The organism is Lactiplantibacillus plantarum (assembly GCF_014131735.1).
GTDB classification, from domain to species: Bacteria; Bacillota; Bacilli; order Lactobacillales; family Lactobacillaceae; genus Lactiplantibacillus; species Lactiplantibacillus plantarum.
On the sequence record NZ_CP039121.1, the window covers coordinates 2500591 to 2525001 of the forward strand.

21 protein-coding genes are annotated in these 24411 nt (G+C 45.4%); 6 read left to right on the forward strand and 15 right to left on the reverse strand.

The window, feature by feature from the left end; translation table 11 throughout:
- Positions 1-21: 21 nt before the first annotated feature.
- Both E5260_RS11850 and E5260_RS11855 read right to left on the reverse strand, forming a co-directional pair.
- Entirely contained in the window at positions 22-1014 is a 993-nt protein-coding gene (locus E5260_RS11850) for a D-2-hydroxyacid dehydrogenase (protein WP_003641121.1), read from the reverse strand.
- A gap of 2 nt (positions 1015-1016) precedes the next feature.
- The gene (locus tag E5260_RS11855; protein ID WP_025015639.1) at positions 1017-2207 is read right to left on the reverse strand and encodes an aminotransferase class I/II-fold pyridoxal phosphate-dependent enzyme; all 1191 of its coding nucleotides are present in this window, start codon (positions 2205-2207) and stop codon (positions 1017-1019) included.
- A gap of 405 nt (positions 2208-2612) precedes the next feature.
- Here E5260_RS11855 and E5260_RS11860 point away from each other — a divergent pair, with 405 nt between their 5' ends.
- Positions 2613-3239, forward strand: coding sequence for an HAD family hydrolase (locus E5260_RS11860; RefSeq protein WP_003641119.1), 627 nt, complete (start codon positions 2613-2615; stop codon positions 3237-3239).
- 295 nt (positions 3240-3534) lie between these two features.
- On the opposite strand, the gene E5260_RS11865 is transcribed toward E5260_RS11860, so the two are convergent.
- The 4 genes from E5260_RS11865 to E5260_RS11880 form a co-directional block, all read right to left on the reverse strand.
- Positions 3535-4353, reverse strand: coding sequence for a DUF6681 family protein (locus E5260_RS11865; protein WP_003641118.1), 819 nt, complete (start codon positions 4351-4353; stop codon positions 3535-3537).
- A gap of 3 nt (positions 4354-4356) precedes the next feature.
- Positions 4357-4866: a hypothetical protein gene (locus tag E5260_RS11870; protein WP_003641117.1), complete on the reverse strand. Its 510-nt coding sequence runs from the start codon at positions 4864-4866 to the stop codon at positions 4357-4359.
- A gap of 141 nt (positions 4867-5007) precedes the next feature.
- Entirely contained in the window at positions 5008-5451 is a 444-nt protein-coding gene (locus E5260_RS11875) for a Fur family transcriptional regulator (RefSeq protein WP_003641116.1), read from the reverse strand.
- A gap of 110 nt (positions 5452-5561) precedes the next feature.
- Positions 5562-6143, reverse strand: a complete 582-nt coding sequence (locus tag E5260_RS11880) for a guanylate kinase (RefSeq protein ID WP_003641115.1) — start codon at positions 6141-6143, stop codon at positions 5562-5564.
- 150 nt (positions 6144-6293) lie between these two features.
- Between E5260_RS11880 and E5260_RS11885 the strand changes: the two genes are divergently transcribed.
- Complete coding sequence (locus E5260_RS11885; RefSeq protein ID WP_003641114.1) at positions 6294-6443, forward strand: hypothetical protein; 150 nt, start codon at positions 6294-6296, stop codon at positions 6441-6443.
- Positions 6444-6519: 76 nt separating this feature from the next.
- On the opposite strand, the gene E5260_RS11890 is transcribed toward E5260_RS11885, so the two are convergent.
- The 3 genes from E5260_RS11890 to E5260_RS11900 all read right to left on the reverse strand — a co-directional run bounded on the left by E5260_RS11890 (position 6520) and on the right by E5260_RS11900 (position 8648).
- Entirely contained in the window at positions 6520-6939 is a 420-nt protein-coding gene (locus tag E5260_RS11890; RefSeq protein WP_003641113.1) for a bis(5'-nucleosyl)-tetraphosphatase, read from the reverse strand.
- A gap of 53 nt (positions 6940-6992) precedes the next feature.
- Complete coding sequence (locus E5260_RS11895; RefSeq protein ID WP_003641112.1) at positions 6993-7811, reverse strand: PfkB family carbohydrate kinase; 819 nt, start codon at positions 7809-7811, stop codon at positions 6993-6995.
- A 363-nt stretch (positions 7812-8174) separates the two neighbouring features.
- Positions 8175-8648, reverse strand: coding sequence for an AP2 domain-containing protein (locus E5260_RS11900; RefSeq protein ID WP_003641111.1), 474 nt, complete (start codon positions 8646-8648; stop codon positions 8175-8177).
- 505 nt (positions 8649-9153) lie between these two features.
- Between E5260_RS11900 and E5260_RS11905 the strand changes: the two genes are divergently transcribed.
- Positions 9154-10551: an amino acid permease gene (locus E5260_RS11905; protein ID WP_003641110.1), complete on the forward strand. Its 1398-nt coding sequence runs from the start codon at positions 9154-9156 to the stop codon at positions 10549-10551.
- A 150-nt stretch (positions 10552-10701) separates the two neighbouring features.
- Positions 10702-11004 (forward strand): hypothetical protein, encoded by a 303-nt coding sequence (locus E5260_RS11910; RefSeq protein WP_003641109.1) that lies wholly within the window; start codon positions 10702-10704, stop codon positions 11002-11004.
- 117 nt (positions 11005-11121) lie between these two features.
- Here E5260_RS11910 and E5260_RS11915 read toward each other — a convergent pair whose 3' ends face one another.
- Positions 11122-11541 carry an OsmC family protein gene (locus tag E5260_RS11915; RefSeq protein ID WP_003641108.1) on the reverse strand — a complete coding sequence of 140 codons (420 nt, stop codon included), beginning with the start codon at positions 11539-11541 and terminating at the stop codon, positions 11122-11124.
- 119 nt (positions 11542-11660) lie between these two features.
- Between E5260_RS11915 and E5260_RS11920 the strand changes: the two genes are divergently transcribed.
- Positions 11661-14102, forward strand: coding sequence for a Xaa-Pro dipeptidyl-peptidase (locus E5260_RS11920; protein WP_022637908.1), 2442 nt, complete (start codon positions 11661-11663; stop codon positions 14100-14102).
- A 164-nt stretch (positions 14103-14266) separates the two neighbouring features.
- Here the strand turns inward: E5260_RS11920 and E5260_RS11925 are convergent, their stop codons facing one another.
- Complete coding sequence (locus tag E5260_RS11925) at positions 14267-16249, reverse strand: acyltransferase family protein (protein WP_024002947.1); 1983 nt, start codon at positions 16247-16249, stop codon at positions 14267-14269.
- Positions 16250-16670: 421 nt separating this feature from the next.
- A complete protein-coding gene (locus tag E5260_RS11930; protein WP_003644005.1) occupies positions 16671-17660 on the reverse strand; it encodes a biotin--[acetyl-CoA-carboxylase] ligase in 990 nt (329 codons plus the stop codon).
- A gap of 454 nt (positions 17661-18114) precedes the next feature.
- On the opposite strand from E5260_RS11930, the gene E5260_RS11935 reads away from it, so the two are divergent.
- Positions 18115-19023, forward strand: a complete 909-nt coding sequence (locus E5260_RS11935) for a proline-specific peptidase family protein (protein ID WP_003644004.1) — start codon at positions 18115-18117, stop codon at positions 19021-19023.
- 121 nt (positions 19024-19144) lie between these two features.
- On the opposite strand, the gene E5260_RS11940 is transcribed toward E5260_RS11935, so the two are convergent.
- From E5260_RS11940 to spxB, 3 genes are all read right to left on the reverse strand, one after another.
- On the reverse strand, positions 19145-20905 hold the full coding sequence (locus E5260_RS11940; RefSeq protein WP_003641103.1) for a thiamine pyrophosphate-binding protein: 1761 nt from the start codon (positions 20903-20905) through the stop codon (positions 19145-19147).
- A 331-nt stretch (positions 20906-21236) separates the two neighbouring features.
- Positions 21237-22085: an FAD synthetase family protein gene (locus E5260_RS11945; RefSeq protein WP_003644002.1), complete on the reverse strand. Its 849-nt coding sequence runs from the start codon at positions 22083-22085 to the stop codon at positions 21237-21239.
- A gap of 140 nt (positions 22086-22225) precedes the next feature.
- Positions 22226-23965, reverse strand: a complete 1740-nt coding sequence (gene spxB / locus E5260_RS11950) for a pyruvate oxidase (protein ID WP_003641101.1) — start codon at positions 23963-23965, stop codon at positions 22226-22228.
- Between the last annotated feature and the right edge of the window lie 446 nt (positions 23966-24411).

A 24411-nucleotide genomic window follows, 5' to 3' on the forward strand; every position in this document is an offset into this window, starting at 1 on the left:
TAGTAGCGACTGACGCCATCATTAAAAGGCGTGGGCCGTCGTTTCACCATTCAGAATTGCTAAGACGTCATCTAGGCTAATATCGACCATATTTTTGACCGCTAGATTCGTATAGAAACCCACGTGTGGCGTGATGATGACGTTGGGCATCTGCATTAATTGTGCCACGTTGGTATCTTGAAGCACCTCACCCTGATGATTTTGATTAAATAACGCATTTTCACCCTCAACCGTATCAAGTGCACAACCGGCGATTTCACCGGCCTTTAACGCTGCCACAAGATCATCGGTGACAATCACTGGTCCGCGTGAGGCGTTGATAATGTAGGCATCCGTCTTCATTAACTTCAGGGCCGCCGCATCGATCAACCCCGCAGAGGTCTCATTCAAATCCACGTGTAAATCAACGACATCCGCCTGCCGCAATAGGTCTTCCTTAGTGTCAACGTAGGTTAAAACGTCTTCGAGTTCAGGATGGCGTACCACGTCATAGGCAATCACCTTGGCACCTAACCCGTGGAAAAGTCGAGCGGCCGTGCCACCAATACGACCCGCACCAATAATACCAACGGTTAATGATCGAATTTCTCGTGCTTGCAGTCCCGCCCACTGAAAATTCTGTTGGCTGATTCGTTGATCAAACATTTCCAAGTTGCGAATCAAGCGCATGGTTTGTGCCACCGACATCTCAGCAACTGAATTAGGCGAATAGGCTGGGACGTTCGTGACCACAAGACCAGCCGCCTTGGCTGCCGGAATATCGATTGTATCCACACCAGCCGTACGGCTCGTTAGTTGTTTTAACCCGGCCGCAGCTAATGATTGGTATAAGCTAGCATCACCACCAATTGGACTGCGTTGCTGAATGACCAAGCCGTCATAACCCTTGACCAGGTCGGCAGTTTCTGGATGGAATTCCAGATCATTCGTATCTACTTGAATTTGATGAGCCGCAGCCCACGCTTGAATCGCATCCTGTTCATCATCGCGAACACTATACATTAAAATTTTCATCTTTAAGCCCCCTGCTTCTTGCTGGCAACGTACGTCCTGAGCCGCGTGACCGCCGTCTTAAGATCGGCCATCGAAGCGGCATAACTAATTCGAACATAGCCTTCACCACCCGGGCCGAATGAGCTACCTGGAATCAGAGCGACACGTGCTTCATGGGCTAGTTCACGGCAAAAAGCCATACTATTTTGTGGCAACCCGGCTGGAATCTTACTGAAGAGATAGAAGGCCCCTTCTGGCTTAGCTGATTGGAACCCAAGGTCATTAAGTGCATCATACAAATAATCGCGCCGTTCTTGGTACTCACGTTTCATTACTTGGGCATCATCTAACCCATTTTTCAATGCTTCCGTCGCAGCTGCTTGAGCATTGGTCGTCGTTGAAGTCACTGTGAATTGGTGAATCTTACCCAGTTGTGCTGTGATAGCTTTCGGCGCACACATGATGCCGATTCGCCAGCCCGTCATCGCGTGCGACTTTGAGACGCCGTTAAGCAAAATAGTTTGTGTTGGTAAGTAATTTGCAATCGATTCATGAGGCTCACCATACGTCAATTCGCTATAAATTTCATCAGACAAAACAAAAATTGGTTGATTAGCTAACACTGCGGCCAGGGCTTTCAGATCATCATGCCGGTAAGTCACACCGGTTGGATTTGAAGGAAAGTTAAGGACCACCGCTTTCGTCTTGGGGTGGGCTGCTAACGTCGTTTGTAACTGGTCAGGCGATAACACGAAGCCATTGTCCGAGGTATCCATGAAGACTGGTGTTGCCCCAGATAATTTAACGATTGCGATGTACAATGGAAAAATTGGGGTTGGAATCAGGACCTCATCCCCAGGATTAAGGATTGAAGTCAACGCTGTATAAATGCCCCCGGTCGCACCAGCTGTGATAATCACTTCGCTAGCAGGATCATAATGGACATCATACTTAGCGGCCAAGAATTCAGCGGCAGCCGTCCGCAAGGCCAACGTTCCGTTCGAGGGTGCATAGTGGCTTTCATCCGCTTCAATGCTTTCGATTGCAGCTTGTTTCACGTGCTCAGGTGTATTAAAATCCGGTTCACCGAGGGTCAAACGCACGATACCCGGAATATTTGCGATTTCAGCGTTGAACGCCAAAATATCAGACGGCTGAATCGCCGCAATTTCATGATTCATATGGTTAACAAGTGTTTCTGAATTAATTGACATAAAGATTCCTCCCAAGTTTGGCTGATCTTGTTGGTGGAAGCGGACTGGACTAGGGTCAAAAAAGCGCACCCCTTGAAATTCCAAAGGGTGCGCCACCACGCAGAAACAAACTTATTAGCCACCCTTGGAATTTTCAAACATCCATGGGCGCCGTCAAATCACAAAATACTCTTGGCAACCGCATCGATGCAAACATCGGATTCGTGTTTGCACCTCTGCAGCCGGCACAAACACTAGCGAAAATACCAAAAGTAAAAGCTAGTTCTAGATTTTAATGAATTTAACGGTAATGACATATCATTAGCTCCTCATCAATTGTTAATCTAACTATAATGGTTGTCCTAACCACTGTCAAGGACGAATTTGCTATACTGGAGTTAAATCTACTTTGGAAGGAACGATTATATGACTTACCAAGCATTAATGTTTGATATTGACGGCACGCTGACTAATAGCCAACCAGCTTACACGACGGTTATGCGTGAGGTACTTGCTACTTATGGCAAACCATTTAGTCCTGCCCAAGCGCAGAAGACTTTTCCCATGGCCGCTGAACAAGCAATGACTGAATTGGGGATTGCAGCCAGTGAGTTTGACCACTTTCAGGCCCAATACGAAGATGTCATGGCCAGCCATTATGATCAGATTGAACTTTATCCAGGCATTACCAGCCTCTTTGAACAGTTGCCGTCTGAACTAAGACTTGGAATCGTGACTTCCCAACGACGAAACGAATTAGAAAGTGGGATGCGCTCGTATCCATTCATGATGCGGATGGCTGTCACAATCAGTGCGGACGATACGCCTAAGCGCAAACCAGATCCCCTCCCCCTACTCACAGCCCTCGAAAAAGTCAACGTTGCGCCACAAAACGCACTCTTCATCGGGGATTCCGTCAGTGACGAACAAACTGCCCAGGCCGCTAACGTTGATTTTGGACTGGCAGTCTGGGGAATGGACCCTAACGCCGACCATCAAAAAGTGGCCCACCGCTTCCAAAAACCATTAGACATTTTAGCGCTTTTTAAATAGCCATACCGACAAAACAACCGTTTCGAGCCACTGCTCAAAACGGTTGTTTTGTGTTTAGATTCAATTTGGCTACCGAAACGTGCTTCCAAAGGCAGTTTGCTCCGCTTAACTCCCGCTTGCCGAAACGTGCTAAAAGACACAGTCAGTTCCGCTTAACCCTGTTCACGCTTTATAGTCGAAACGTGCTTCCAAAGGCAGTTTGCTCCGCTTAACAATAAAACGGTCATCATCCAAAACCAGGATGATCACCGTTTTACCGTTAATGCTCACAAACTAACCGCCTTTGGAAGCACTCTTAATCTTCTCTTCCCTCATACGCAACCTGCGCGGTTACCTGGTAATCGCCCGGTTGCTCGATAGCCGACGTTCGGCCCGCAATCTTGCTCATACCACCTGTGATTACCGTGGAGGCCAAGTACAACTTATAATCCTCATGCGCATCATGAACATCGGTCAAGCCGACCTTAGTAATATGCCCAACCGGGGATTGGTCCATCTGATTGATTCCGGCGTAAATAACTAGCCGGTGATTCTCCAACTTTAACTGCGAAAAAGGAATTTGAATGCCTTGCCCAATCGCATAAACGGGTTCACCCGTTGCCTGCGCCTGCTGAATGATGGCATCATCAGTTAAGCCACCGTAATCTAATCGGACAATGTTCGCCGCTTGTAGTTGATCAACGATTTGATGCACATTCTCCTGTTCAGCACGTGAAGTCTTCACCGTGGCGGGCAACAATTCCTGCCCATCAAAAATACCGTTCGCAGGAATGTATGGTTGTTGCTGACTTTGTTGTGCTTGTTTTTCAGCTGCTAACGCTTCTTTAGGCTTACCACCCAACAATTTTTCAATACGTGGTGATAAGTCATACTTCGCAGTTTTATTAGTAAAATAATAAATGACGTTTAACGTAATGAAATAAATCAGCGCCAAGAAAACGAGCATATATAAGATGCCCCGTAACCACGCGCCATTCTGCATCAAGCGAATTGCCACATAACCGAGGTATAAATTACCCGCAATTCCAATGCCGATATAGATTTGGTTCTTAATCTTCACATTGACATTAACGTAACCCAAGGCGTGGTTGATCATATCTAAAATACTAAACATTCGTTATTCGCCCCCGTCGCTAGTAGTGGTATCCGTTGTCGACTGTGACGTTGTCGTTGTCGAGCTTGACGCGGTCGTACTTGATGACTCAGCAGCAGAGCTTTCATCATCGTCACTCGTATCAGTCGTTGAACTATTGTTATCAGTCGTACTACTATTAGTGGCACTAGAACTCGTATCATCAGCTGAACTTGATGAACTACTGGTCTTATTAGCACTGCTGCTGTCCGTATCATTCTCGTCAGTACTACTACTGGAACTACTATTCTGTTCATCATTAGATGTATCTGAACTGGATTTGTCTTTGGATTTATTCTCATCGCTACTATCATCAGCCGCTTTCTTTTTCAGACTTGCGGAACTAGCTGATGAACTTTTGACCACACTGCTAGTGGCCTTGGCGCCATTGACAGTATGGGTTGTCTTATTAACGACCACGTTAGTTGCCCCCAGTGCAAGGACAATTGAAACAATTGCAAATGGTGAAATAAATGGTGGTGTTCGATAAGCCATCGATGTCATTCCCTTCTGAGGCTTTGCCGTTATTCTTTCTAATCTATAATTAAACCATGCTCGTGTTCGGAATGCACTAATTCTATCACAAATTAAGAAACTCTTTACTCAAACAAGGCCAACAAAAAAGCCGACTCCCCGTCAGCTATTAATTGCCTGCTTTTTCGTGCAATTGGCACATAGACCGTAAATCTCGATGCGGTGACCCGTAATCGTACAACCCGGTAATTGTGCTTCATACTCGTCTAACGGACACGCTTGCAGTTCCGTCACCTTACCACAGTTTGAACAAACAAAATGGTGATGGTGTTGATGCTTGAAATCACATTGATATTTAACCAGGGTTTGATTAGCCTGGGCCTTCAATTCCAATAATCCTAACGTTTCAAACTCTTTAATATTGCGATAAATGGTATTGTGACTCATTCCTGCAAATAAGGTCCGCATGTGCTCATCAACGGCCGAAATTGCCACATAGTGGTCCTGATAGGTCACCAGATAATCTAATAATGCCTGCCGTTGCTTCGTAATTTTAAACTGATTGCGACGTAAAATTGCGACGGCTTGTTCAATTGGTGTTTCCATAATGTTGCTGCCTCCTACTGACCAGGACTTCACTAAATCATAATCATTACTATTTAGTTTAGCATACTCAAGTGTAAAAGTGAATTACGTTGACCGTCTATACGTCAGCGCTAATCTTTCGTCACAACATCATGCTGACAATATTCAGTGACCAGCTCATCTAGTTGGCGCCGCGTCGCCTGCCAATCATCATTCACGATAACATGTGCATGCCCCACTAATCCTACTGGCAAAGCCTGGTCCCGCAAATACTCATCACTAGCAACTCGCTTTTTTATCCGGCTAGGAAGATCTCCTCGCTTGGTCAAACGCTGAATTAGCGCCTCTTGATCAGCAACCTCGAGATAAATCACCACCGCTTGTTCGCCCAACTCCCGCGCATAGGTAATAGCCCCCGCCGTATCTAAGACGATACTAATCAGTGGTGACCGTTCCCAGGCTGCCGCTAGTCCTTCTCGTGAAGAACCGTATTGATTACCACTATAGGTCACGTGTTCTAAATAATGTTTCGTGACAAAACTCGCCGGAGTTTCAAAATAATAGTCGCGCCCACTGACTTCACCTTCCCGGGGAGCCCGGGTCGTATGAGTAATCACCTGAGGAATTTGGTATTGTGACCGCAAGTAATGACTGACAGTGGTCTTACCACTCCCCGTTGGTCCCGTGATCACAAAGATCCGTTTCGTTGTCAAAGTTGATAAACCTCCATTTTTTAATTCATGTAAAGCTTTTCATTTGCGTTAGCTCGGTAAACCGAGTATAGTAACGTACCTATAAGGTTCAAATAGATGATTCACGCATCTCGTAGCAAACCAACAATTTTCAGAAGGGAGTTTTGTCATATGCAATTTCAAAAAACAAATAGCTGGTTCAGCATTGTCTTAGATACGCAACGCCAAATGTTTGTCGCAACTGACAAACTTCATCCAGAATTGTTCGCTGAAGGCGTAACAATCGAAGATGCAGTTGCAAACTTACAAACCCAGGCCTAAGCCAATCTAAAAATATTGTTTAAAAATTACTGGTACCGTTTATGCGACGGCACCAGTAATTTTTTTACAGTCAGTATTATTGTAGATGCTGCTCAATGTAGGTGTTAGCCTGATCTAACATTTGCTTTAAATTATCGTAAGTCAATCGTTCACGGGCAGCAGCATAATCAAACCAGCCAATTGCACTGATTTCAACTTGCTGCCGCGTCACTACGACACCACTTGGGACTTCACTGACAAACAGTGTGACTTGCTTCAAATTACCATTCGGTAAGTCATATTCGGTATACGCCTTAAAATTGGTATCGAGTGTCGCTTCAATTTGAGTTTCCTCACGGATTTCACGTCGCGCCGCCTCAGCTAACGTTTCATTGCCTTCAACGTGCCCCTTCGGAAAGCCCCAAAAATCACTGGTCGCACTCTGTAATAATAAATAAGCGGGATGACCATCTTTTTGTTGATAGACGACCGCACCACTAGCTACTTCTGTACTCATGAAGTCGCACCTTCCTAATTATGAATTATGCTCTAGTATAACATGTTCCATCATCAATTGAGGGCTAAAATTGCCTGGAGCAAGTCCCCCAGTGCGACCCCTTGCCGGTCATCCGTTCGATTTTGTGCAATCGTTTCTGCTACCGCCATATTCAACCACTGATTAGCGCGCGCCAGCGTTGGTGCTAACGGGTAACCCCGGCCCAACAGTCCCGCGATTACAGCAGCTAAAGTATCACCGGTACCATTATAATGCCCCGGCAAACGTCGCGCACCACAGTATTGCACGTGCCCAGCTTCATCCAACCAGGCACAGCCAATCTGATCAGCACGTTGGACATCCGTAATGACTGCGTGGGCACCAGTTTTCAACTGTGCTTGCAGTGCTGGCAAAATAACTTCTAAATCTGGCGTCACTTGATAGGGCGCTCCCGTTAGCAATGCGGCCTCCGTCGTGTTTGGCAAAATCACATCCGCCTGTTGAATAAGCTGACGCATTGCCGCGACATAGTCCTGATCAAAGCCCTGATAGAGTTGACCGAGATCGCCGAGTACTGGGTCAACAACTAATAGCGACAGCGTTTGTTGTTCTAAGTAAGTAGTTATTTGTTGGCACAGTGCGACCGAACCAACGTAGCCGATCAGGGCTTGATCAAAATGCAGTTGTGCACGGGTCCAATGCGCAAAGACCTGCGGCAGCCACGTCGATAAGTCGACAACGGCTGGTGTCCCGTACCCGCTAGTATGTGTCGATAATAAGCTGGTCGGCAGTGCTGCCACGTCATACTGCATCGCCGTTAATACGGGCAACGCTGAACTAAGTGAGATTCCACCGACTGCGGATAAATCTTCCGCCACTAACATTGTTGACAATCTTGCTACCCCCTCTTATCTCGTGTAATGCTTATTCTATCAGAACTCCGACTGACTGTAACCTCTTCGCTTCAAAAGAAAGGTTAAATCAACCACTCAAATAAGCATTGATTACTCCTCACTGCAAACCGCAACGGTATTGTCATCATTAAGCTTGATTAGTGCCGACTCAAAAAGTTGAGCAGCGGATTGCCAGTCCCGTTGTTCAACTCATTAAAATTTATCATCCATCCTCATCAGACTAAGCACACATTACGTCGAAGCCCTTCGACACTTAACCGACTTCAGTTCCTTCAAATATTATCCACAATATTAGCTAGCCTACAATTTGCTAGTGAATCCTAACGTGGGCATCCGACAGTTTCAGTTATCAGATGACGTTAAATATTGCTGTTCCATAGCGTGCCGGGCCCGAACCGCATCTTCAAAATGCGCAAAATGTTTGTTTAATATGTACGTTCCTTTGTAGTAGAAGTGCGCAACCCAGGAACCTGACTGTTTGTCATAGCTCACGCCCACGACCCCACTCGTGTTACGCTTCGACTTCTTGATTGAACTCACATCTGTATGGTGATCACGAATCTTCAAATTGCGCGGGTCCCCCATATGCGAAACTGCTTGCGGATTATTAAAAATATTTTGCCGACTCTGTTCCACGGCTAGACAGCCACAACTACGCGTCTTGCCGTGCCGCAAAACGTAGGAATCCACCACGCACGTCCGGCCACACTGACACTGACAAAACCAGAGCGCATTACCATTCTTGGCCCGGCCCGCTCGGTGAACAGCTATTAAGCGTCCGAAGTGCTGACCGGTAATATCAATCGCCGCTCCCATCCTAATCCCACCATTCTAAAATTAAATTTCTATTGATAACAATATTATAAGCTTTGGCGAATCCAATTAACAGTTTAATGTATTATCCGTGTGTATTCTTTGACTACCGTTCGTTATAACAAAGTATCAACTTATAAATAACAATAGTAACAGCTACCCAACCGCATATTCAGACCCGTTTCTCTTCAGCTTAGCACCGTTACCGCCGGCTTAAGTGATGACTAGTAATTCGGCCATCACAACGCTTTTTAAATCCCCACCATGACTGGTTACGCGTTATCGTCATCAAATCTATTGTCAGCACGAACATTGCCTCGACAGTCGCAATGTCACCAGCTTCTATGATGATTAACCAGCTATCTTGCTCCGTATCCCATTGAGTTATTAATAATAAAAGGCTGATTCTAATTGACTTTTAATAATCAACCACGGTATCATATTGACATGACGATTTGTCGATAATGACAACTAACTGTTACAAATAACCAAAAAGGTGGTCCATGTTATGGGGATTTTCCAGCGCATTTTCCAAAAAGAAGATTTGGAGCGCTATTTACAAAAAGATAGTCATTTTGAACGAACCCTCTCCGCAGTCGATCTGATTGCACTTGGGATTGGTGCCGTCATTGGGACCGGGATTTTCATCCTACCCGGAACGGTTGCCGCAACAAAAGCGGGACCCGGGATTATTTTATCTTTCGTTTTGGCTGCCATTGTGTGTGCCGTCGCCGCAATGTGTTACGCCGAGTTTGCTTCGGTGCTCCCAATCGCCGGTTCCGCGTATTCATACGGAAACATTGTCTATGGCGAAATGATTGGTTGGATCATTGGTTGGGCTCTGGTACTCGAATACGTCCTAGCCGTTGCGACCGTTGCCGTTGGGTGGGCCGCGTACTTTAATTCATTCATTGCTGGTTTTGGCCTCAAGTTACCGAAAGCCATCACCGGTTCGTTTGACCCCGCCCACGGGACCTATATCAACGTGATCGCAATTCTGATTGTCTGTCTGATTGCTTGGATTATCGATACCGGCCTAAAAACGTCGATTCGATTAAACAATATTATTGTGGTCGTAAAATTAGCAATCATTGTATTGTTCTTATTAGTCGGTTCATTTTATGTTAAACCAAGTAACTGGACACCCTTTGCCCCATTTGGTGGGACGGGAATTCTCAAGGGCGCCGCGGTCGTCTTCTTCGCTTACTTAGGGTTTGATGCTGTGTCTTCGTCGGCAGCCGAAGTTAAAAATGCCAAGCGCAACATGCCAATTGGAATCATTGGGACCCTAGTCATCTGTACCATCTTCTACATTCTCGTTTCAGGAGTGCTGACCGGGATGGTTTCGTACAAACAGTTGAACGTTGACGATGCAGTGGCGTTCGCTTTACAACTCGTCCATCAAAACTTCGTTGCCGGTATTATCTCGATTGGTGCCCTCGCCGGCATGTTCACAATGATGGTTACGATGATCTACAGTAGCTCACGGCTATTATATTCAATCGGCCGTGACGGCTTACTCCCACGTTTCTTAGGTAAAATCGATAAGCACCACGCCCCTAAAAACGCCATGTTGACGGTTACAATCGTGATTTCAATTCTTGCTGGTCTCATTCCGTTAGACCAATTGGCAAACTTGGTTAATATCGGGACATTAATTGCCTTCGCCTTCGTTTCTTTTGGAATTTTGCTACTACGGCGTAATCCCAAGCTCAACGCGATCAAGGGCTTCCGCGTGCCACTTTACCCGGTTCTCCCAATTATTTCTGGCTTGCTGTGCCTGTTCATGATGACCCAGCTATCCATGGAAACTTGGCTGGCATCCCTAGTCTGGTTCCTCCTTGGTCTCATCATTTACTTTGGCTATGGCATTCGGCATAGTCGCATGAATAAAGCTGATGAGTAACAATCTAGATTTGTACTAACTAAAAGCGCCCATCTCAAGTGATCAATCAACTTGAGATGGGCGCTTTAACTATTGTCAGCCAGCTAACGATGACAACGATTACATTTTAAGGTATGATAATGATACTTAATTAAGGAGCGTGGTTTAATCATGTTAACACCTAAAACGATCCATGACGACCTTCATGAGCATCATACCCAGGTCGTTCAACTATTCAGTAAGCATCCCTGGCTCATTCCCGCCACAACCTTATTACACATTATTCCAGTTGTCGTCGGCATCAACGGCTTTTGGAAATCGCGAGCACTAAGCAAGCAGCTCAAAATCGAACGCGAAAAAACGAAGCAACTTGCCCTACAACAGGTCGATAAAGTTCAGTCAGCGGTTACTAATCATCACTGTCAGCACCCAAGCTTACGCCAACTTTTCAAGCAAATTCGCAGTCATCATTAACACCAACGTGGTTCGAATTGGCAGTTTTAATCGCTGCCAACTCGAACCACGTTTTAATCAATCCCCTGACATTTTTACAAACTACGATTAATGATTACTGCGGCCATATCACAACGGTTAAGCCAATTGAATCGTCACGTTGGCTGATGGCCCAACGAGCTTGGCAACGGGACAACGCGTTTCCGCAATCGCGAGCCACCGTGCTGCCGTTTCAGCATCCACTTCCGGAATCGTGACCCGAGCATCTAGGAAAAATTGGTACCCAAAACGGTCACGCGACATCTTCACCGTAGTCACGACTTTGCTCTGATGTGTCTGGCCGTGCTCCTTTTCGATTGCCTCCAGCGTCGCGTTAAGGCATGTACTGAGCGCCAATCCGATTAATTGTTCCGGATTCGAGCCCGGCACCGCCTTAAGTGGACTAGATACGGCCACCTCAAGACCATTGGGAATATAGGCGTGTCCTTCGATGCCGTCTTCATTAACTGCTTGGGTCGTATATAAAATTGGAAAATCACTCAATCTTAGTTCCTCCATTCGATAGTTCACTTTGCAATTAACCTACCACAACATTATAAACTTGTCAGTAAGAAGCATTGGTTCTCGACTAATTAGCGGTATAATATTTCTAATAATACTTAATGGGGAATTTACTTATGAAAAATAATCAATTTGCAATCGTCCCGACTGATTCGGAAACCGCGATTGCCGAACTTACAAAAATTCATTTTATTACGCCTGATATGGACGCCCTGACGACTGTTCCAGCCGTCTACCAGGCATTGCTGGCTAAAAGCTTACCAGAAGTTCACACGGCAAGCGGCTTGACCCACAAGTTTAATAACATCATGGCAACCAGCCAGCACACTTTATCAGAATGGCTCGCCGATGCAACTATCGTAAACAATCAAGTCTTTTATAACGTGGGACTTCAGCTACTGGGTTTTCTACCTGGTCAAGATTTTGAATTGGCCGATCCATTGCTGGCGATGCGCGATATTCACTTGCCAATGGTCGGTGATAGCGCCTTTGATCGTGAAGCCCTCTATTATGCTTGGTACCTATTATTAAATACACGTGGGAATAATGGACAAACCTTGATTGAATCACTCACGACCCGGGGTTACTTTGTACCATTTTACCAATTACCTAACGATCAAAAGCCACTCTTCTTCAATGGTAAGGCCCAAGCCGTCTTTGATACCAACGCGCTCATTCGTGACGTCGTCTACGTTGAAGCGCCTTTAGATACTGACCACGACGGCCAACGGGACCTGCTCAAAGTTGAAATCCTTCGGCCAGCTGAGACCGAAACCGGCTTAAAAGTTCCCGTTCTCTATACCGCTAGTCCTTATAATCAGGGCATCAACGACCAAGCTGGCGATGCTCAAATGCACAACGTAGACGTTCCCCTGACTGCAAAGGAACCGGACGAAAATACCTATGCGGATGTTGAGTTCCAGCCAACAACGGCGCAACTACCAGCCGCTCGAACCGCGACCACGACGACCGATACAGCAGAGGAGACTTTCAGCCGAGAAAAGTCCTACACGCTCAATGATTACTTTCTAGCGCGCGGTTTTGCTGTCGTCTATGCAGCTGGAATCGGTTCGATCGACTCGGATGGGCTAGCCCCTACCGGTGACGTTGATGAAACGACCTCAACAGTTGCAATTATTGAATGGTTGACTGGCAAACGCCAAGCCTTCACCAATCGTGATGGCAATATCGCTATCAAAGCTTGGTGGTGCAACGGCGCCGTTGCTATGACTGGCCGGTCTTACCTCGGTACCCTCGCAACTGCCGCTGCTACGACGGGCGTGGCTGGCCTTAAGACGATTATTTCCGAGGCCGCCATCTCAAGCTGGTACGACTATTATCGAGATAATGGCCTGGTTGTCGCTCCCGATACGTTCCAGGGCGAAGACACCGATGTTCTCGCCGCTGAGGTCTTCTCACGAAGCTTAAAAGCCGGTGACGCTCACCAGATCCAACCCGCGTTTGATCAGAAACTGGCAGAACTGACTGCCGACCAAGACCGAGCAAGCGGTAACTATAACCGTTTCTGGGATGAACGCAATTATCTCAAGAACGTTGACAAAATTAAGGCGGACATCATCATGGTTCACGGGCTCAACGACTGGAACGTTAAGCCCCGCAACGTAGCTAATTTATGGGATAAATTACAGGCAGTTCCCGTTACTAAAAAGCTCATTTTGCACCAGGGACAACATATTTATATCAATAACTTACAATCGCTCGATTTCACCGACATGATGAACTTGTGGCTAAGCCATAAATTATATGGTTTAGATAATCATGCGGAGACACTCTTGCCTAACGTCTTGGTACAAGACAACACGCAAGCCCAAACTTGGCACGGCTATGACAATTGGTGGCAAGACACAACCGACGCTTTAGATTTTAAGGTTCAGTACAAAGAATTAGTTCCTGCTGACCATACAGTTGACCAACGCGCCGCTCATTTTACTGATAAATTGCCTGACAAATTATTCGACCACTATAAGCATCATTTGGATAGTTGGCAGCGCGACCTCTTGCAAGAGGATAAGTTAAATCCGCTCTATGATTACCGCCTCTTGTTCAAGTCTTGGCAGGCACCTGAGGATCAATTATTAGTGGGTATTCCGCACGTTGCGGGCTCTGTCGCCGTTAATAAGAATTTCGGCATGTTGAGCTTTATGCTGATTGACTTCGGGGCCGCGCGCCGTTTGACTGTCAGCCCACAAATGCTGGCTGCAAAAGCGCTTGATCTAGGTTACCACTGGCGCGAAGATGATTTGAAGGACTTCAAGTTAGCGGGTGAGACGCCGTTCAAGATGATTACTAAGGGGCATCTTAACTTACAGAACCGCCACCACCCATGGCACGCAGAAGCGATTCAGCCAAATGTCTTTTATGACTTTTCTGTGGATCTCCAACCGCTGTTCCACCACTTGCTGAAGGGGCATCAACTCGGACTAGTCATTTACGCAACTGATATGAAGATGACGATTCGTGGCAATCAAGACCTACAGTACTCACTTAACTTGAACGATATTCGCTTACACGTCCCAATGAAAAAAATAACAGACTAACTAATTATGGCCTACCAACTAACCACACAACCGTTAACTGGTGGGCCTTTTGTGTACCTTCAACTTAAACAGCCACTTATCATGACCAGGTCGGACACCACCACCTGTCCTGAACTAGCCAAAAAAAGTTCCAGCTTACCATCAACGTAAGCTGGAACTCATCTTTAATTGTTATTAACTTCGGCAATGCGGTTCGCAATCAAATTCGTTAACTGGCGATTACCAGTCGTATTTGGATGAACATTGTCATCTGCAAACCAACCACTTTGATTCTGCGCACGACCATGCCAATCGATAACATGCACGTTCGCATGCTTCTTAGCAGTCTTGGCAATTTGAGCATTGACCTGATTTTGCCAACTCTGTGTTGGGACGTGGGCCGTTACCCAGAAAATCTGACGATCCTTACCAATCAGTTTAACGACTTGTTCAGCTTGATCATCCGTAATTGTCCCGTTAGTCCCAATGTTCAATAGGACGTTATGGGCTAATTGCCCTTGCGACTTCAGCGAATTAATGATTCCAGGAACTTCCGTCACTTGACGACCAACGCGACCTTGAACCACCGTACCCGGGATAACATCTTGAAGATCGGAAGAAACATCCAGTAACACCGAATCCCCAATGGCTGTCAGATCCGTATTGGCCATCGCTAGAACAACTTGTGGCTTCAAATCGTATTCCTTTTCCACCTGCTTCTGCTTCGAGTTCAACTTCGCTTCAGCCTGCTTGGTCTGCATCTTTTCAGTCGCAACCTTCTTGCTTGAAGCAGCCGCTGCCTGGGCAGCTTTTTGCCGTTTGAGCGCCGCCGCATTCTTCTTATCAGCCGCTTTAGAGTTAGCTGCAATCGTCTTTTGTAATTCAGTCTTCTTGTTAGCTTCCGCTTTACTTGGCTGTTGAACGAAACCAACCGCCGTAATAACGAATAAGACCGTGGTCAAAGCGACAATCGCAGTGGTCACGCGGTTAAACTTCGGTTTGCGGAGGAAATCTTTGAAGTCGACCAATAACCGACTGTAATCATAGTGCCGCATTGGATTTTCAATAAACCGATAACTCAATTCCGTCACGATCAAAATTAAGGCAACTTCAATCAAACTATTGAGGAGTAAATGATCACCAATGTTTTTAACTTTAGTTTCGTAGAAAATCATCACTGGGAACTGGTAGAGATAGATCCCATAACTACGTTGCCCAACGTACTTAAACACCGGATTCGTCAAGACGCGATTGAGATGACTAGCCGGGTGGGCCACCGTTGCAACTAACACTGTTGATAGGACTGTGAATAGTAACATACCGCCACGATAAGTGAAATCAGATTGACCGGACATCTGGAAAAACATCCAAATAATTGCAATTAGCGAAGCACCGCCTAAGATATCCAGTGTCACTCGATTAACATTAGCAATGTCCGCCGATAATTCCCGTGATGGCCAGATAAACGCAAGGCCAGAACCTAACAAGATTGCAAACATCCGCGTATCAGTTCCGTAGTACACCCGATTCGTATTCGCTGGATCATACAACATTGCCATGGTTATCGCTGAAATACCCGCAGCAATCATCATAAACCAGAAGACCCGTGAACGCTTCTTGAAGATGACCATCAAGATACCAATCACTAATGGCCAGAATAAGTAATATTGTCCTTCAATTGAGAGCGACCATAAATGAGTGAACGGTGATTCACCATTGAAACGGTCAAAATAACTTTGACCGTGATTGATTTCAAACCAATTATAGACGTAGACTAAATTCGTTAATACAGTAGCCCGAATGTTCGTCAATAATGACCGTTGAAACAGCGTAATGTAGGCTGTTGTCCCTAACAACATCGTCACGAATGCTGGATATAGCCGCCGCATCCGGTGTCCGAGAAACCGCCATATCCGGACATGCCCCCGACTCAAAATATCTTGTAATAAAATATCCGTAATCAAATAACCTGAAACGACGAAGAAGATCGGAACTCCCAAGTAACCTCCTTGTAGTGAGGCCGGCATCAAGTGATAGATGATGACACCCAGCACCGCCAATGTCCGGATACCATCAAATCCGGTGATATAACGTCTTGGATTCATCCGGTGTCGATTCATCCGACTCATTGTTCGGCTCATATTTACGCTCCGCAAATTTTCATTCATATTCCTATTACCCCTTGAATTGTCTCTACAAATATTAACTAACCCACCAGTGCTTCGGTACCTTTACTATAATATGTAAATGACCGCATTGACCAGCATTATTTAAACTTCATTAATTATTTTTATTAACCACTTTATTCATTATGCTGATTAAACACATATAACCCCGAACTTAATTACAATATAAATAAATCAAACGTGAGTCTATTAATCCATCCGTTATCATTCCTATGTTATCAACAATTTAAGGTTGATTCGACGTACCAAACAGCTCAATTAATCAAATTGAAATTGATTAGCACTACTTGTGACTAACTTCTACTATACAACAGTATGAACCAGTAAAACATTGAATCAGAAATCATTTTAAAAGATTGACGCGATTCGTTCGGTAACTTGATAAATTGATTTTACAAACTTGCTAGCCATGATAACCACCGGACAAGAGGTTCACCTTAGTAATCTCACCAGAACTAAAATGACGACTCTGACCAGTCTCTAATTTGACGACTAACGCCCCGTGTGCATCAATATCCGTGACAACTCCACGATACTTTTGCGTTCCGCTCTTCAACTCGACCTGTTGATCGATCACCATGGAGAGTTTCCGATAAGCGTCCATGAAAGTCCCACTACGATAAGTCCCATAGCTATTGAAAAAGCGCCGCAGTAGCTCACAAATCACTTGATTGCGCGTCACACCATTTGGATTGGCAACGACTGCGCCCGCTTTGTGCGCTAGTAGCGCTGGAAAAGCTGTCGTTGTTAAGTTAATGCCAATTCCAATAATGACTGCTGAAATTTGCCCCGTTTCGAGACTAGTGATGCCTTCTGATAAGATACCAACCACCTTGTGATGATTGACTAACACATCATTGACCCACTTTAATGAAACGTCAACCGCAAACAGCTGTTGCAGCGTCTGAGCAACGACTACCGCAGTACTCGTTGTCAACAAACCAGCGTCTAACGCCTTCTGGTCACTGAGTGGTAACCCAATGCTCATGTAAATTCCAGTCTGTGCTGGCGAATAAAATGCCCGCCCCGACCGACCGTAACCAGCAGTTTGCGTATCCGCAACCACGATTTTCGGAAGTGCTAAAGGCGTCTGCGTGACTAACCGCCGTAAATAGGCATTCGTTGAATCAACCGTTGGTAGCACGGTCAAATCAAACGGTGGTAACGCTGTAAGCGCGTATTCAATCACCGGCGCACTCAATTGATTATTGGCCACATACCGATAACCTCGCCCATGCCGGCTCTCAATAGTATGGCCCGCCGCTTGCAATCCTTGCACTAATTTCCAAATAGCCGTTCGACTGATTGCAAGTCGTTGTGCCAACCAGTCACCCGAACAGTACGCGGGCGCCGCTTGGATTAACAAGCGTAAAACTGCGACTTGATTTGCCATATCAATCTCACCCATCTCTAATTAGTTAACCCATTATTTCATATTGGTTAACTAACCGCAATTGAATTTAAAGAATGTAATATTACATCTTTCTGTGCTGAGCAGTTTACTTATTATCGCTGAAAATGTAACCGCTTGTCAAATCAATTGTGTACAATCGGTCACAATACGACTGAAACTTGGTCTATCAGTCGTACCGACCAGCATAATAACTAGTATAAACCAAATTCAAACTAAACGGCCCGTTCTAATTATTATTTTTATATCGTTTCGACCGAAGTCCCCTCCCATACTCAGCTACTATGACGTTAACGTACTGATTCAGTTAATTAGTGAACACGACCTTACCAATTATCTACTTAATGCAATTCTTTATGATTGCCTAGTCTCTTTGACCCTGCTTAGTTAACAGTGGTAAGATAACAATTAAAATATGAAGAAATTAGGTGATCATTTGAAACAAGGAACGACAATCATCACGCTGGATAATGGCTACCATTTATGGACGAATACTCAGGGCAAAGGCGACATTCAATTATTATGTCTACACGGTGGCCCTGGTGGCAATCACGAATATTGGGAAAACTTTGGTGAGGAACTGGCAGATTTAGGCGTCCAAGTTTCAATGTACGACCAATTAGGATCCTGGTATTCGGATCAACCCGACTACTCAGATCCTGAAATTGCTAAGAAATATCTCACCTACGACTACTTCTTAGATGAAGTTGAAGAAGTCCGACAAAAACTAGGACTCGATAACTTCTACTTGATTGGTCAGTCTTGGGGCGGTGCCCTCACAATGATGTACGCGCTCAAGTATGGTCAACACTTAAAAGGCGCCATTATTTCAAGTATGGTCGATAACATTGAGGAATACGTTGTCAACGTTAACAAGTGTCGTGAAGAAGCCCTACCGGCTGACGCTGTTGCTTACATGAAGCAAAAGGAAGCGGAAGGCAACTGGAATGATCCCCAATATCAGAAGTACGTGGACGTTCTGAACGCTGGCTATGTTGACCGCAAACAACCCACTTCAATTCGCCATTTGATCAACACCACTGCCACTCCTGTATACAACGCCTTTCAAGGGGATAATGAATTCGTTATCACTGGGAAGTTAAAGGAATGGGATATTCGCGATCAGATTCACAACATTAAAGTGCCGACCCTGTTAACTTTCGGTGAACACGAAACAATGCCATTAGCTTCGGCCCGCCGCATGGCTCGTGATATTCCTAACTCACGCTTAGTAACGACGCCAAATGGTGGTCATCACCACATGATCGACAACGCCCCCGTCTACTTTGACCATTTGAAACAATTCATTCGTGACGTGGAAGATGGCAGCTTTAATCAAAAATAAATCCTAACTGAACAATTAAGAAGCCGCCAGTATCAGGTCATACCCGATACTGGCGGCTTTTTAATAATATTAGGTTAACTGAAGCTTTGCCCAGTGGTCTAACTAGCCCTTCAGGCTTTAACTATAGCTGATCACCCTGTGCTCGTAGTACGGCGCCTAATGATGGCTGTTCCTTAATATCAATGTGGTTGGCTTTGGCATAAGCGTCAACTTCTGCTTGACCATATAATTCAGGATCTAGTGGCATGTAAGCTGTGCCAATTGGATCATCATTCTTGATGACCGCGTTCACAACGATTGGCCGCTTGTTGCCCTTCGCTTGGAGCGCCTTGATTTGGTCAAAGACGGTTTCGACCTCTTGATTATTTTGAACAGTAAAACCAATCCCACCAAGGCCATCTGCAACTTTGGCCCAGTCGGCATCCGTTAGATCAACACCATACAAGTGTTGCTTCGTATCAACTTGCTCACGATAGATGAAACCAAACCGTTGATTACTGAAAATCACGTTAATAACGGGCAAGCCGTAACGTGCTTCCGTGATAATATCTGGCGCTACCATCGCAAAGCCACCATCGCCTGAGAAACTCCACGCTTGGCTGTCTGGAACACTTAAGGCACCAGCCATCCCAGCAGGTAGTCCAAATCCCATGGTTGCGAAGAGGCCAGATAAGGCAAAGCGTTGCTCCTGATCCATTGGGAGCCCCCGGACAGCCCATTCGGAGACGTTACCGGTGTCGACCCCGTAGGTATCACGAGGGCCGACCATACTAGCAACTTTGTGCATGACCGCTTCCGGCGCTAGTCCATCATGGTCGTCAGCAGCCAATTGTTGGAGCCACTTATCCCAATTACGTTTATTTTGCCGGTTAGTCGTTAACCACGCTGTTTCAGGTAACGTTTCGCCAGTTGCAATCATCGCTTGCAAATAAGCTTGGGCGTCACTGATGACGGCGTAATCGATTGGGACCATCTTGCCGATATCAAAACTGTTATTGTTGACCTGAATAATCTTAATCCCCTTAGGCCAAAAACTAGCAAATGGAAATTCAGATCCCAGGAACAAAATCAAATCAGCGTGTTGGAGTGCTTCGAACCCCGATTTGGAACCCAACCGGCCAAACGTGCCAATTGCATTCGGGTGGCTCGTTGGAATAACCCCCGTCGCCGGGACCGTATTCATGACTGGAATATTGAATTGTTCACTAAACTTGACCAGGTCTGCCTTAGCACCAAGAAGACCCCGACCAGCGTAAACTAATGGATGCTTAGCTGCTTTTAGCATCTTTAACGTTGCCGTAATGGCCTGAGGATCGACCCGTTGTTCAAACGTATCTGAAACGGTGTTAGGCGTCGATACCGGCTGATAATCGATTTCTTCCGCTGAGAGATTTTCAGGAATGATAACGACTGCCGGTCCCTTTTGCCGGTATGCTTCACGAATCGCTTGGTTAATGACATATGGTAATTGTCCGGCCGTCGTGACAGTGCGGTTATATACCGCCACGTCACTAAACATTGGGGTCTCATCCATTTCTTGGAAGTAATTCGTGTTCATCGTCGCTTGTGGTACCTGTCCGACAAGTGCTAATACAGGAACGTGATCCATCTTGGCATCATACAAACCGTTGAATAAGTGCGTTGCACCAGGACCCGCAGAACCAAATGAAACGCCGATTTTGCCCGTAAACTTGGCATCTGCCGAGGCTGCTAAGGCCCCCACTTCTTCATGCCGTACTTGAATATAATCAATATCGGCCTTTTCAAGGTACAAACCTTCAACGGTATGATTGATTGAACCGCCGGGAATCCCGTAGATGTGGTCCACACCCCACGCCTCTAAAACCTTAACTAAAGCTTGTCCTGCAATCATCTTTGTCATCACTATTCATCCCTTCGACTTAGAACCAATTTGTCTGCTTGGTTCAATTCATTTAACAAACGTATTATAAATCGCTTTCAATTATAAATGCAATTAATATGCTTACTTTTCGTAAGTGAAATTACAAGTACACAAAACGGGGCACCATTCAGCGCCAATTTTGTGTTTATCCGATTATTTCATGTGAAACTATCTATGGACTAGAAAAATAGGATCAAGCACACACCCGATACTCAGTTTTATCAAATATCGCTAACGGTCTAGCACGAATAACTTACCGACTTAACGACAATCAAAAACCACCCCATCAAACAGATCAGGGTGGTCTACATTAAGCTTTACTATATTGTGATTGTTGATGCTGGGCTGAGACAGAACTGACCACTTGCAAAGCACGCTGCTGCCACTGAACGTCCACATCTAATACCGTGGTTTCCGGTGGCAACTGGTATGGCGAAATAATTTTTAATGTCGTGGTGACTCGCAGAATGACTGCCTGTCGATAATTAGCGCTAACTAACCAACAACGATAATCACCGGCCGCTGGTAACTGCTGTTGCCGATTTGCAAGTTGGATCGTTCTAGTCAACGGATCGAATGTCGCCTGTGTCGCGTAAGTGTACCCCAATAAATCATTAGCTTGTTCAATCTGCCCCCGAGCAATCAGCCCCCGGATCCGAGTAGAACTGACTTTAAGCTGCTGATTAGCCAAGCGATCCACCGTGACCGTTTCAAAGTACGGGGCGCCCAATTCCGCGAGTTCGCGCATCCCATTTGCGCCACCCTGCCCGAACGTATAGTCAAACCCCGCCACAACGACTTGCGCATTCAACCCGACAAGGTAATCCTTAATAAACGCAGTCGGTGTCAAGCCAGCAAATTGGTGGTTAAAATCCGTAATATATAGTCGGTCCACCTGTAGCGCCGCCATATGTTGGCTTTTTTGCGCGACGGTATTCAGATACCGAAAAGTGGTCTGGGACTTAAACAGTTGTGACGCGTGTCGATTGAACGTCATCACAGCGAGTGGTAAATCACGCTGCTTCGCAATTCGTTTCGCTGTTTGAATCACGCGTTGGTGGCCCTGATGCACACCATCAAAGAAACCTAAAGCTAATACCAGTGGCGGTTGTGGTGCCAGCATCTTTAATCGATGGGCATCTAAATTGATTACTTGCATCTGTGCGACCTCCCGAACGTTCACGTAGTGTTCTCTACAGCTTGGTATGTTGTCACCGCCACAATGGCAAGCGACACTTAATACTATGTACCAAAAGAGCCGCGATAATCGCGTCCTCTTTCGTTAATTATCTATCCAAATTAGTTTGTTTGAGCTTGTTTTAAGAAGTAGCTGAACGGCTTCAACGCTTGAGCATCATACTTCTTGACAAATTCAGCAATCTTGTCTTTATCTTGCCATGCGTCATCGAGATACATATGTTCCGTTGTAAATGGCATTGCATGCGTTAACTTCACATCAATGACAACTGGCTTATCCGTCTTCTTAGCGTCTTCAAGGGCTTGCTTGAATTCAGCCTTGGTCCGAACGGTATAACCAACGGCACCATAGCCTTCGCCAACCTTGGCCCAATCAGTATCTGGCAAATCGACACCAGAGAGTGGTTGATGGCTATCATCAGTCTGTTCAGCTTCAATAAAGCCTAAGGTCTCATTACTGAAGACAATGTTGATAATGTGCAAGTTATACTTAACTTGTGCCAAGATTTCTTCTGACAGCATTGCGAAAGCGCCGTCACCGCTCAAACTGTAGACGTCCCGATCTGGGTAGTTGACTTTAGCAGCCAGTGCAGCAGGAACCCCAAAGCCCATTGTTGCATAAATCCCAGAAGTTGCCCATTTCTGGTCATCGTGCATTCGGATCAAGCGTTCAAAGTTAATATTAACATTGCCGACATCGATAGCCCAAACAGCTTTGTCACTAGCTTCTTGGTTCAAGACATCAAAGATTGGTTCGGGGCGAACTGGTGATTCAGTGCTATCGTTGAAGCTGGCTTGCCATTTGTCCCAGTTCTTTTTATCAGCAACCGCAGCGTCATAAAAGGCTGAATCATCGCGCGCTTCACCAGCTGCATTGATCGCCGCTAAAGCTTTTTTCGCATCCGCCTGAATAGCAACGTTCGTATGGTGGCGCTTACCAAATTTTTCACTATCAATATCGATTTGAATGACCTTAGCCTTCTTATTAAATAAGAAGATACTAAATGGGACATTGTTACCGACCCAGAGGATTAGATCCGTACTAAAGCCAATCTCGGCACCCGGCTTAGGTGCGACTCGTCCCGTGGAACCTAAGTAAGCGGGATAATCGTCTTCAATGATCCCCTTCGCTAATACTGAAGAGACAAGTGGCATCTTAAACTTTTCAGAAGCAGCTTTTAATTCTTCAGCCGCGTCCTTAGCGCCAACGCCAAAGTAAATCATTGGTGACTTAGCAGCTTTGATTAATTTAACCGCATCAGCAACTGATTCAGCGGTTGGTGCAGGATAGTTAACAGTGTGCACGCTAGCGTTCGTTTCAAAGTTGTCTTCAATTTCAGCCCAACCAAAGTCCTTAGGGATCGTTAAGACAGCTACACCATTGTGGGCATACGCTTGACGAATGGCTTCATCAGTCATCATCGGTAAACTCTCAGCAGTCATCGCAGTCCGATTCCAAACAGCCACATCGTCAAAAATCGGTTCTTCATTCATTGCTTGGAAGAAGTCCATGTTCATCCGCTTAGTAGGAACTTGTGCAACGATTGCTAACATTGGAATACCATCTTCCTTAGCATCGTACAATCCGTTCAGTAAGTGGACAGCACCAGGGCCAGCGGAACCAAAGCAGACGCCGATCTTTCCAGTTAGCTTATAATCAGCGGAAGCGGCAATCGCACCAGCTTCTTCGTGACGTACTTGGATGTACTTCAACGTTTCCCGTTGATTATAGATGGCGTTCATCGTTGAATCGAACGACCCACCGGGCAAACCATAAATATGTTTTACGCCCCACTTCTGAATTACTTTTAATACGGCATCTGAACCACTAATTTTAGCCATTAGTAATGTCCTCCTCTGATATATTTTAATTATCAACTTTACGACTTTATTGTAATCACGATTTTTTAAAATGTAAACGCTTTTATCGATAGATTTTATCTATCATTAGAAATTTTGCGAAACTTTCTATGGTTTACAAGCGTTAACGACGGGCTTTGGAGCGTTTTTAATTTTTTAAAAAAAAACGTATTTTTTTGTATTTTTATATTTTGTATTATTTTCGACACCGGTATACCACCTTAACCACCGTACTAATTGTGTATTTGTCTTATTAAATCGAATTGGTACGGGTACATCCCCACTCGTTACGCTTGCCCCGCTTAGCAAATCTCGGCCGATTGACTGCTCATGAGCTAGTTTCAAGATAGTTTTTGATGACGGCGCTTACATTTCAATGTTTATCCTAACTTTCTGATTGCTTCACCTCCCCCTTCTATCACTTGAAT

Bases quoted from the DNA above. Each gene is read 5' to 3' on its own strand.
- E5260_RS11860 (WP_003641119.1), top strand. From the start codon at position 2,613: ATGACTTACCAAGCATTAATGTTTGATATTGACGGCACGCTGACTAAT.
- E5260_RS11890 (WP_003641113.1), bottom strand. From the start codon at position 6,939: ATGAGTACAGAAGTAGCTAGTGGTGCGGTCGTCTATCAACAAAAAGAT.
- E5260_RS11920 (WP_022637908.1), top strand. From the start codon at position 11,661: ATGAAAAATAATCAATTTGCAATCGTCCCGACTGATTCGGAAACCGCG.
- E5260_RS11930 (WP_003644005.1), bottom strand. From the start codon at position 17,660: ATGGCAAATCAAGTCGCAGTTTTACGCTTGTTAATCCAAGCGGCGCCC.
- spxB (WP_003641101.1), bottom strand. From the start codon at position 23,965: ATGGCTAAAATTAGTGGTTCAGATGCCGTATTAAAAGTAATTCAGAAG.
- E5260_RS11905 (WP_003641110.1), top strand. From the start codon at position 9,154: ATGGGGATTTTCCAGCGCATTTTCCAAAAAGAAGATTTGGAGCGCTAT.
- E5260_RS11850 (WP_003641121.1), bottom strand. From the start codon at position 1,014: ATGAAAATTTTAATGTATAGTGTTCGCGATGATGAACAGGATGCGATT.
- E5260_RS11865 (WP_003641118.1), bottom strand. From the start codon at position 4,353: ATGTTTAGTATTTTAGATATGATCAACCACGCCTTGGGTTACGTTAAT.
- E5260_RS11925 (WP_024002947.1), bottom strand. From the start codon at position 16,249: ATGAATGAAAATTTGCGGAGCGTAAATATGAGCCGAACAATGAGTCGG.
- E5260_RS11910 (WP_003641109.1), top strand. From the start codon at position 10,702: ATGTTAACACCTAAAACGATCCATGACGACCTTCATGAGCATCATACC.
- E5260_RS11900 (WP_003641111.1), bottom strand. From the start codon at position 8,648: ATGGGAGCGGCGATTGATATTACCGGTCAGCACTTCGGACGCTTAATA.
- E5260_RS11885 (WP_003641114.1), top strand. From the start codon at position 6,294: ATGCAATTTCAAAAAACAAATAGCTGGTTCAGCATTGTCTTAGATACG.
- E5260_RS11875 (WP_003641116.1), bottom strand. From the start codon at position 5,451: ATGGAAACACCAATTGAACAAGCCGTCGCAATTTTACGTCGCAATCAG.
- E5260_RS11855 (WP_025015639.1), bottom strand. From the start codon at position 2,207: ATGTCAATTAATTCAGAAACACTTGTTAACCATATGAATCATGAAATT.
- E5260_RS11870 (WP_003641117.1), bottom strand. From the start codon at position 4,866: ATGGCTTATCGAACACCACCATTTATTTCACCATTTGCAATTGTTTCA.
- E5260_RS11945 (WP_003644002.1), bottom strand. From the start codon at position 22,085: ATGCAAGTAATCAATTTAGATGCCCATCGATTAAAGATGCTGGCACCA.
- E5260_RS11915 (WP_003641108.1), bottom strand. From the start codon at position 11,541: ATGGAGGAACTAAGATTGAGTGATTTTCCAATTTTATATACGACCCAA.
- E5260_RS11940 (WP_003641103.1), bottom strand. From the start codon at position 20,905: ATGACAAAGATGATTGCAGGACAAGCTTTAGTTAAGGTTTTAGAGGCG.